This window comes from Nocardia sp. NPDC058519 (assembly GCF_042719755.1).
GTDB lineage: Bacteria > Actinomycetota > Actinomycetes > Mycobacteriales > Mycobacteriaceae > Nocardia.
This window is the reverse complement of sequence record NZ_JBHXNK010000062.1, coordinates 1-9,199: the sequence shown is the minus strand read 5'-3', so window position 1 is coordinate 9,199 and position 9,199 is coordinate 1. Positions and strand designations below refer to the sequence as shown.

Below are 9,199 nucleotides of genomic sequence, written 5' to 3'. Positions count from 1 at the left end.
TTCAAGGGTCACGCGGTGACCTCCCTATTTCCGGCTACGACACGCTCGGACCTGGTCCGATGGTCGGGCCGTACACCACGCTATTGGACGCAACCTTCTCTTCTACAGCCGAGGATCCGCGACCGCCATTCGCGGCCGTAGCGATCGCAGCGGTAGCAGGGGCCTTCGGCCTAGTAGCGGCGCTGTCCGCGACGCGATACGGCTATTACTACGACGAGCTGTATTTCATTGCCGCGGGCAAGCGCCCTGCCTTCGGTTATGTCGACCAAGGCCCGCTGGTTCCGCTATTGGCGCGATCGATGGACTGGTTGTTCCCCGGATCTTTTGTAGCGTTGCGCATCCCAGCCGTTGCGGCGTCTGTGGCAGTGGTGGTGTTGAGCGCAGTCATCGCCCGCGAACTGGGGGGTGCTCGCGGGGCTCAGGCGCTGACCGCAGTAGCCAGCGCGACATCGGCGTTCGTACTGGGCCAAGCGCAGACGTTGTCGACCAACGGTATCGACACCCTGCTGTGGGTACTGCTGACATTACTTGTGGTGCGCTGGGTGCGGACCCGCGACGATGCGCTGCTGCTGGCGTCCGGACTGGTGACAGCAGCAGCGATACAGGTCAAATGGCTGATCCCGGTTTTCTGGATCGCGGTGGTCGTGGCCGCTGGCTGGTTGGGCCCGCGGGAGCTGTTGCGGCGCCCGGCGTTGTGGTGGGGTGGGGGTATTGCGGTGCTGGCGGCGGTCCGGGGGCTGATATGGCAGGCCCGGCACGGGTGGCCACATATAGGTATGGGGTCGGTGGTCCGCGGCCAGACCGGTGGCCTCAGTGGCTCGCTATGGTTCGTCCCGCAGACGCTGTATTGGTGGGGTCTGTTGAGTGCGGTCCTTGTGGTGTGTGGTGTCTGGCAGTTGTGCCGGTCGCTGCGTCTTCGCCCCTACCGGTTTCTCGGTGTGGCATTTCTCTTGGTGGTGGCAGTCTTCATGGTCAGCGGTGGTCGCAGCGTCTACGGCGCCGGGATCTACCCGATGGTGATAGCGGCAGGGGCCGTGGGATTGGCTGCAACGCCCAGGCGCTGGCTGACGATCGCCGCAGTACCGACGGTCGTGCTGTCGGTAGTGGCAGTGGTTGCGTACACGACGCCCTGGCGTGCAGTATCGCAGTACACGCCCGCTCCCAATCGAGCTGCCGCACTGAGTCCTTCGGCTTACAGTGAACTCGGCTGGCCTGAGCTGATCTCTGTGACGGCGGCCGCGTATCGCGAGTTGCCGCTGCAACAGCAGCACACTGCTGTGATCATGACGGAATGGTACGTACAGGCTGCGGCGCTCGATCACGGTCGTTCGGCAGCGGGCTTGCCCCCGGTTTTCAGTCCGAATCGCGGCTTCGGCTATTTCAGTGTCCCGCCGGAGACTGCTGACACGGTTGTCTATGTCGGAGGCACCGAAGCAGATCTGAGCCGCTGGTTCACTTCCGTCGTCCCGTTGGGCCGGATGGACTACTCACTTGGGATCCCTGGCATCACCAGAGATGTCACGATCTGGCAATGCGGCGGCCTGAAGCAGCCGTGGTCTCTGATGTGGCCGATGATGCGCAGACTCTAACGGCGGGCGGCGCTGAACATAGTCGCCTCGTCCCAGCGCCCAGGTTATGGGCGTGCAACCGGGCGTCGCTGCCGAATCGCGGTGTACTGCGCCCGATCCCGGGCAGACAGTGCTGCCCATCGAACCGCCGTGTAAGGCGCCAGGCCGAGGAGAACGGGAATGGGCATCGCGGCGGCGAGGTGGAACATGGTGGCTTTGCGGGCGTGGTTGGGGTAGTCCACCTGCGAGGCTCTGAGCAGTCACTTTTTACTGTTGTATCCGTGGAGGGGTATTTGAAACTTCGGGCTGTTCAGTGCCCAGCACAGGATTTAGGACCACCATCGGCCTGCTTACGCCCGGCGTAGAAGCGCTCGTGCCGCGCGGAGCTCGGGGATACCGATGGCGTGGGCAGCGAGCACAAACACCAGTGCGGCTGCGATAGCGCCTGCGACAGGGGCCGCGAGTTGTTCGATTGCTGCCGCGCTGATCGAGGTGCGGGCCAGCGCGATGGCACCGAGCCCTGCCAGCCCAGCGAGAACGGTGGCCGCAGCGACTCGGGTGACGGTGGCTGCGACAGTGGAGAATCCAAGCAGCCCGTGTCGGCGCCGCAACACGATATGGCCAGCGACAGCGCCGGTGACGTAGGCCAGCGAGCTCGCAACGCTGAGCATGACAATGACGGCGCGATCTGCCAGCACGGTCGCGGCCAAAACGAGGACGCTCACCTTCGTGGTAACCATGATGAGGTTGAGCACGGCTGGTGTACGGGTGTCGTTGTAGGCGTAGAACACCCGCATTTGCAGCATGACCAGAGCGAACGGCGCGAGCCCGAATGCTGAGCAGGCGACTGCGGTGCCGATCAGGGTGGCGGCGTCGGCATCGACGCGGCCGGTGAATACCAGAGCGGTGAACCCGGGGCCGAGCAGGCTCATGGCCATGGTCATGGGAATCAGTGCCACCGACAGGTATCGGGCACCGCGGGCGAGGTCGGCCACGACTGCGGTCTGATCGCCGAGGGCAGCCGCGCGAGAGATGCGCGGCATCAGCACGGTCAGCACGGAGGCGGCCAGAATGCCGTAGGGAACTTGGAACAGCAGTTCGGCGTAGGTGTAGACCGATACACCGCCATGGTCGAAGGCGATTCGCATGGTGATCGCGACGCCGATCTGGCTGATCACTGCATAGACGAGCAGCCAGCCCATCATCGGCAGGCCTGCCCGGACCGGGCGCCATGTGTAAGGCAAAGGCCGTACCCGCCAGCTCCAGGTGAATCCGTCGCGGCGCAACGCCACCACGACCCAGGCTGCCTGCCCGGCGATTCCGGCGGTGGTGCCGATACCGAGGGTCAGGATCTGTGCGGTGGTCATCGATGCCGGGGCGAGTGTGACCGGGCCGGGGAGTGCCACGAATACAGCACAGGTAGCCATCAAGATCACGTTGTTGACGACGGGCGCCCACGCTGCGGTGGCGAAGCTGTCGCGCACGTTGAGCACCGCGCCTACGACTACGGCGATGCCATAGAAGAAGATCTGCGGCAGCAGCAGGTATGCCAGCAAGGTCGCCAGGCGTCGCTGCTCGGCATCGGCGACGAACCCGCGAACGATCCACGGCGCACAGACCACTGCCACGACCGTGACGGTGGCTAGGGCGAGCATGGTCGCGACCATGAGGCGCTGGGTGAACTCACGTGAGCGTTTACGGCCTCGGCTACGGGCCCGGGTCAGCACCGGAATGACGGCGCTGGCCAGCACGGTACCCAGCAACAACTCGTAGACCATGTTCGGCAGATTGTTGGCACCGTTGTAGGCGTCCCCGACCGCTGCGGTTCCCAGCACCGCCGCTACTACGAGCGTGCGCACGAATCCGGTCACACGACTGACCGCACCGGCGACCGCGACATACCCACCTGACCGCGCCAACCCAGAAGGCCCCGAGCCCCCTTGACCACGCACGCCTTTCAGCGTCACCGGTGCGACGGCACGTGGAGTGCTGTACTGCACTGGCAGCGGTTGGGTAGCGAAACTGCCGTAGTCGTTCAACCTGCCCCCTCAGCTGAGAACCTCGTGATCACTCAGCCTACGGATGCCGAAGCGGCCCAAGGGTGCCCGCTGCTACTGGGGGTAGACCCGTGCTCGCATCGACTTGCTCGACGAACACGGCATGGACGACGTCGCCTACCAGACGCTGCGCGACTACATCGCCGAGCGAAAACCGCAGGTCCATGCCGAGGAAGGCAAAGGTCCGGCGGAGGTCTTCATCCGCCAAACTCACCGCCCCGGAGAGGAAGAACTCCGTCGCGATCGCCTCCGACGAGTCGTTCTCCGGCTGGACCAAAACCTTCACCGACCCCAGGCTCTGCGCCGCGATCGTCGACAGACTCACTTTCGGCGGGCACATCGTCGAAACCGGCACCGACTCTTACCGACTCGCCCACACCCGAGCCAGCAAAACCTGACCCTCCGCCCCGCCGGTGGTTCCGCCGTCAGAAGCCTCGCCGCTGGAATACGAACAGTCACAAGCTCTTCGGCTGCACGTGAGTAACAGTCGAGGTCGGTGAAGCGACACCATCGTCGGCGGATGGAGCGCCATCACTGGCTGGTGTTGTCGCATGTTATTCGCGTTCGGCCGACCGATCAGCCGAGGTGAGCAGTCCAGACAACAAGGTCTGGCGGGGAGGAAGACAATCATGGCTCAAACCGCGGAGCAATTTCGCCGCAAGGTCGAGAAGTTCAACAAAGTGATCATCAGACTGCAGAAGATGGGAATCGCCCTCGGACCCCACTACCTGATCACCACGACCGGGCGCCGAACCGGCCAACCACGGATCGCGGCGATCGGGGTGATTCCCATTGCGGGGCAACGCTACATCTTCCAGGCATACCCGAAAGCCGCCTGGGTCGCGAACGTTCGCGCAGCGCAGACTGTCACCCTCTCGCGAGGCCGTCGATCCTCGGTCGTGAAGTTGGTCGAGCTGCCCGTCGAGGAACGTCGGCCGATTCTGCACGACCACATCGAGAACAGCCACCCACGAGTCGCCAAGCTGTTCGTCACGACCGGCTTGGTCGAGGATCCGACCCCGCAGGCAGTCGCTGAGGCTGCAGATCGGATCGCAGTCTTCCGCATCGACGCCCACACTTAGCTCACGCTCGAGTGGCACGGCGGGGCCACCAACAACACCGCTCATAGCGCCGCGACACCTACAACACCGCTCGGCCGACTCGCCGGCCGAGCGGTGTTCAATTTCGCGACCAGAATCTGGCTGCAGGCCGCCCAAGTGATGCCGAGATTCGCGACCAACCGACACCGAACTTCATGACCAAAGCCAACCACTCGATAATCGGCATTACCGCGCTTCCGCGGGTCGTGATCCGTGCACGATGAGGTGGTGTCACCCGTGGCGGAAGTCGTCGAAGTCAGTGGTCGGGAATGTGCACCGTGATTTCCCCGCCGAGGTGATACCCCTCAGCCAATCGCAGGCTGTCGCCACTCCAAAATCTGCCCGGGTCATACCAATTCGGACGCCTATTCGGCAACAAGCCCATGGCCTCATACGTCATCGCGACTATCTCCGCGCAGTAGGCGTTCTCCAGACCGGCATGATCGGATTCGCGCTCTTTCGACCGCTTCGGTACCGGCACCCGGCCCAGCAACCAGCGCCCCGCCAGCGCGCCGGTGGAGGGGAAGGGCATGCCGTCCAGCCTTGCCACCACCCGCAGCGCTGCATCCTCCATCTCGCGGGTCACCGGCCGATCCAACTGACGCATCCACGCCTGTTGCCCGTACTCCTGGGTCCATCGGATGACCGCAGCCCGCAAGTCGTGTAGCTGGGCTCCGCGATGGTGGCTACCCGACCAGATATCCGGCAGTGCCCGACCGAGCTCGGCATGCCAAATCAGCGCCGGTAGGTCATCGATGACCACTGCCATGCCGACGTGGTTCACCGGACTGTTGGTCAACCCCCGTATCGCGCGATCGGCGCGAGAATGCCCGCGAAACAGCCATAGATCCCCCGTTCGCGTTAGCTCTACTGCTTCGTCCAAGCCGATACTTATCGGCGTTTCGTCTGGCACAGCGACTAGCCTAGGCGCATGCGCTGGTGGAAGATATTGGGTCTGGCCGGGGCCGCGGGTGTCGCGGCGACCGGGGTGGTCATCGTGCGGGCCGAACGCAAACGTCGCGCATACACCCCGGACCAGGTCCGCGAACGGCTGCACGCGCGCCTCGGCGATGAATCCAACCGACCGAACCCCACCACGCCAGTCGACGACGGCAAGTCCTGATCGAAGATCGTCGGGGGCATCTCCCTATTCGCCGGGTCGACAACGACCTGCCATCGGCAGAAGAGCGGGTTCAGGCGACCTCATCGAGCCGCCTTGCCGGACAACCGATCAGCGGCAGTACAGGACGTTCGGGGACGCACCGACGTGGCGCGAAACCAGCGCGGGTGGCGGTGCCTTACCCGCGCCGGCCCGACGCGGGACACCGCGCCACAATCCGAAGCTGGAAGAGTCTTCGATCGGCCTGTTTCGGGGCCGCCTCGAAGTCGAGAAGATTGCCGGATTGTAGATTTCTGAGAGCCGAGGCTGGTTCGTAATCTCGGCGCGAAGAGCACTAGGCTCGGTGGGTGGATGGCACAGTTGACAGTGGTTCCGATGATTTCGAAGTGCGGGAGGCCGTAGTTCCCTTACCAGCTGAGCCGGCCGTCGGCTCATCACTGCCTGAGCCCACTGCGGTTTTTCACGCCAAGGATGAGACAGCCGATCTCCTGGCGCGATCCGCCATGAAATACGCGGTGTTCTCCCGGACCACACGGTCGCCTACCTTCGCACGACGGTCCGCCGTTGGTTCCGGCGACGCCCGGCCCACCCGGCGCCGCGACCGCCTGCCCGGGACTTGCCACCGATCCCACCGCTGGATGCGCCGACCGCAGTCTTCGTCGCGGGTCCGGAAACCACACGGAAGCTGGTGAACGCGTACGCCGGACGGCCCGTTCACAATCTCGGGATTCTGCTGGCTGTGATGGGTCCGTTGATCCTGACGGCGGTGTGGGTTGTGGAGGGGGTGCACGCGTTGATTCCCGGCGTGACCGGTATCGCCGCCTTCGCGGTTGTCTGCCTGGCCTGGGTCTTCGCCCGCATACGAAGCGGGCGAACCGCTGTAGCCCGCTTTGTGGGATCGGGGCACTCCCTGTCGTCCCGTTTCTATGATGGTGGCTTCGAGATTCGTACGGATATCTACCGCGTCGATATCCGATTCGAAGAGATTCAGTCGATCCGCTGCACGGCTGACGCAGTGATTCTTTTCGGCGACGCCGTGTGGATCTACCCGCGAGAACTGTTCCCGGACTGGGCTATCGACCGTCTTCTCGCTGTCGTTCCCGCCGACAGGGTCGATCAGATGCGGTTGACGGCGAGGCCTAATACGCAGCTGGTGACTGGTTGCAGCAGTAGCCCGGCCCCTCAGGACAACCTCATCGGCAGTTGAGTACGTTCGTTGGGCTGGCGCCGCGGTGCTCGAGATCGCCGGGTCGCGGCATGAGCGTGCGTTCGCGTTGTCCATGTGCCCGCATGTCCCCGAGCTAGCCCACCATGAAGAGACGCGTCTTACTCAACCGGCAGCGGCTCGCCGAAAACCCACGGCGTCAGCACTACAAGCCAGCCGTCGGGATCCGCGAACATCACTGCTCCGCTCCGTGCCCAATACGGGTTAGCGGGCGCGACCGGCCGGTGACCACGCCCGGTGAGCCGATCCGCCATGCCCCGAAGTGCCTGTTCCCCTCGCAAATACAGCACAAGCTGATTCTCCGGATGAGGTGGGGGTATCACCGGTGGCGAACCGTGCTGCGTGATCTCCAGCTGCACCCCAGCCCCCGGCAGCCCGAAAACGGCCCCGTCGTATCCATCGTGATCACGCCACTGCGCCAGCACCACCAATCCGAGATCATCTCGATAGAACGCGACCACCTCGTCAAACCGTGCCGTGGGTCGCGCGAACCGTACCGCCCCTACGCTCAAATGCTCTGGCCACACATCCAGCGCAACACTGAAATTCGACCGATCCATCCCGGCAGGCAGTGGGATCGTTGACAACCTGCCAGCGCACGGAACTCGGCAGAAGCGGACGTTCGTGACCGCACGATAGGCGGCATTACAGGACGTTGCGGATGCGTGTTCGCCGGGCGTTGAAATGGTCCGGATGTCTCGGCTACTGGGGAAATTCGGCCATGTCGAGGTCCAATGCGGTTGCGAGCTCGATTGTTCTGCGGGGAGTGACGCATTGCCTGGTCAAGCTCAGCTGGTCGAGCCTGTTGTGGCGGGCTTGGAACAAGAACAACGCAGCGGGATGCTGCCGCAACTGATCAGTATCGAGTCCGTCTGCGGTTCTGTAGGCAGCGGCTACGAGAGCTGGAAACGCTGAACGCAGCGCAGCTGCCCAGCCCTCGACCGCGCGCAGCCAAGCGCTAGTGGAGGCATCCGTTGTGGAGGAGAACCGTGCGATTGCCTGGCTCAGTTCCGACCAGGTGTAATCGGCCCACGGCTTGGTTTTCAGGACCGCCAACTGCCATCGGTTTCTGACTTGTGACCAGTGATCGACACGTGCCGGCAGCGAGTGAACCACGAAGTCCGGCAGGCTGAGTGCGCTCAACGCCCCGCCGTGGCAAGCCCCGGTATCCATGCCCAGAATTCGGTTCTCGCGCACAAGTGGCACGTTGCCGGTGACGTGGTGACCGAACACGATGGGCTTGGCATCGGTGTAATGGTCGTGCCAGAAGGTGTCGGGGAACAGTGTCTGGAGCTCACGCTCACCGCGTGTGGAGCCACAGAGGATCTCCTCACGTTGGTCGGCGAGCGGGATGCCGGGCACCATACCGGCGTGGACGACGCGGACATGATCGTTCTCGAAGTAGTAGGGAAGTGTTCGCATCCAATCGACCATGTCGGGGTAACTATCGCCTGCCTGCAGTCGCGTGATTTCCTGGGCGTAGGAAAAGATCCCGCGGACGTGTTTGCGTTCGTGGTTGCCCATGATGGCTACCGAGTTCGGGCGTTCGCGGAAGAAGTTGACAACTTGGTAGGGCTTCGGGCCGCGGTCGACCAGGTCGCCTACGCTGACAAGCAGGTCGTCCTCAGCGAGCTCGATCTTTTCGAGTAGCTCGACCAGTTCGTCGAAGCATCCATGGATATCGCCGATGATGACAGTGCGCTGCATCCGGAGGACCGTAGACGCAGACACGTTCTGCGAGCAAGAGAATATCGCCGTTGTGGATGCGCGGCATTCGGCAGTTGAGTGCGTTCGTCGGCTGGTACAGCGGCCCTCCGGGTCGCGCGGGTCGCGGCATGTGCGGACGTGAGGCCCGGCCTGAACATCACGAGGGATCAATCCCACCAAGTAACGACAGCCATCGACCGCTGAGCGGCCTCGACATAGAAATCACGGAGGGTGTCGAAATGCGGGGCCAAGTACTCGGTTGGGTGGCGCAGCAGACTCGAAATCGGGTCACCCAAGGCCTGCCGCGCTTGTTCGGCATCCTCGGGCGGTTGCGTCCAATAGCGTGGTGTACGGCCCGACCATCGGACCAGGTCCGAGCGTGTCGTAGCCGGAAATAGGGAGGTCACCGCGTGACCCTTGAA

At 63.7% G+C, this 9,199-nt stretch carries 9 protein-coding genes and 1 pseudogene; 5 read left to right on the top strand and 5 right to left on the bottom strand.

What is annotated here, in order from left to right; genetic code table 11:
• Nucleotides 1–59 precede the first annotated feature (59 nt).
• Entirely contained in the window at nucleotides 60–1,589 is a 1,530-nt protein-coding gene (locus tag ACFWPK_RS34300) for an ArnT family glycosyltransferase (protein ID WP_378922993.1), read from the top strand.
• Nucleotides 1,590–1,918: 329 nt separating this feature from the next.
• Here the strand turns inward: ACFWPK_RS34300 and murJ are convergent, their stop codons facing one another.
• A complete protein-coding gene (gene murJ, locus ACFWPK_RS34295) occupies nucleotides 1,919–3,520 on the bottom strand; it encodes a murein biosynthesis integral membrane protein MurJ (RefSeq protein ID WP_378922991.1) in 1,602 nt (533 codons plus the stop codon).
• Nucleotides 3,521–3,834: 314 nt separating this feature from the next.
• Here murJ and ACFWPK_RS34290 point away from each other — a divergent pair.
• Nucleotides 3,835–4,023: pseudogene (locus tag ACFWPK_RS34290) on the top strand (ATP-binding protein); the annotation flags it as partial.
• Nucleotides 4,024–4,254: 231 nt separating this feature from the next.
• A complete protein-coding gene (locus ACFWPK_RS34285; RefSeq protein WP_378922989.1) occupies nucleotides 4,255–4,707 on the top strand; it encodes a nitroreductase family deazaflavin-dependent oxidoreductase in 453 nt (150 codons plus the stop codon).
• Nucleotides 4,708–4,981: 274 nt separating this feature from the next.
• Here the strand turns inward: ACFWPK_RS34285 and ACFWPK_RS34280 are convergent, their stop codons facing one another.
• Nucleotides 4,982–5,638, bottom strand: coding sequence for a hypothetical protein (locus tag ACFWPK_RS34280; protein WP_378922987.1), 657 nt, complete (start codon nucleotides 5,636–5,638; stop codon nucleotides 4,982–4,984).
• Nucleotides 5,639–5,656: 18 nt separating this feature from the next.
• Between ACFWPK_RS34280 and ACFWPK_RS34275 the strand changes: the two genes are divergently transcribed.
• Both ACFWPK_RS34275 and ACFWPK_RS34270 read left to right on the top strand, forming a co-directional pair.
• Entirely contained in the window at nucleotides 5,657–5,848 is a 192-nt protein-coding gene (locus ACFWPK_RS34275; protein ID WP_378922985.1) for a hypothetical protein, read from the top strand.
• A gap of 685 nt (nucleotides 5,849–6,533) precedes the next feature.
• On the top strand, nucleotides 6,534–7,052 hold the full coding sequence (locus ACFWPK_RS34270; protein WP_378922984.1) for a YcxB family protein: 519 nt from the start codon (nucleotides 6,534–6,536) through the stop codon (nucleotides 7,050–7,052).
• A gap of 119 nt (nucleotides 7,053–7,171) precedes the next feature.
• Here the strand turns inward: ACFWPK_RS34270 and ACFWPK_RS34265 are convergent, their stop codons facing one another.
• The 3 genes from ACFWPK_RS34265 to ACFWPK_RS34255 form a co-directional block, all read right to left on the bottom strand.
• Nucleotides 7,172–7,630 carry a VOC family protein gene (locus ACFWPK_RS34265; RefSeq protein ID WP_378922982.1) on the bottom strand — a complete coding sequence of 153 codons (459 nt, stop codon included), beginning with the start codon at nucleotides 7,628–7,630 and terminating at the stop codon, nucleotides 7,172–7,174.
• Between the two features lie 142 nt (nucleotides 7,631–7,772).
• Nucleotides 7,773–8,777: a metallophosphoesterase family protein gene (locus ACFWPK_RS34260; RefSeq protein WP_378922980.1), complete on the bottom strand. Its 1,005-nt coding sequence runs from the start codon at nucleotides 8,775–8,777 to the stop codon at nucleotides 7,773–7,775.
• 167 nt (nucleotides 8,778–8,944) lie between these two features.
• The coding region (locus ACFWPK_RS34255) for a hypothetical protein (protein WP_378922978.1) at nucleotides 8,945–9,199 on the bottom strand (255 nt) is incomplete at its 5' end.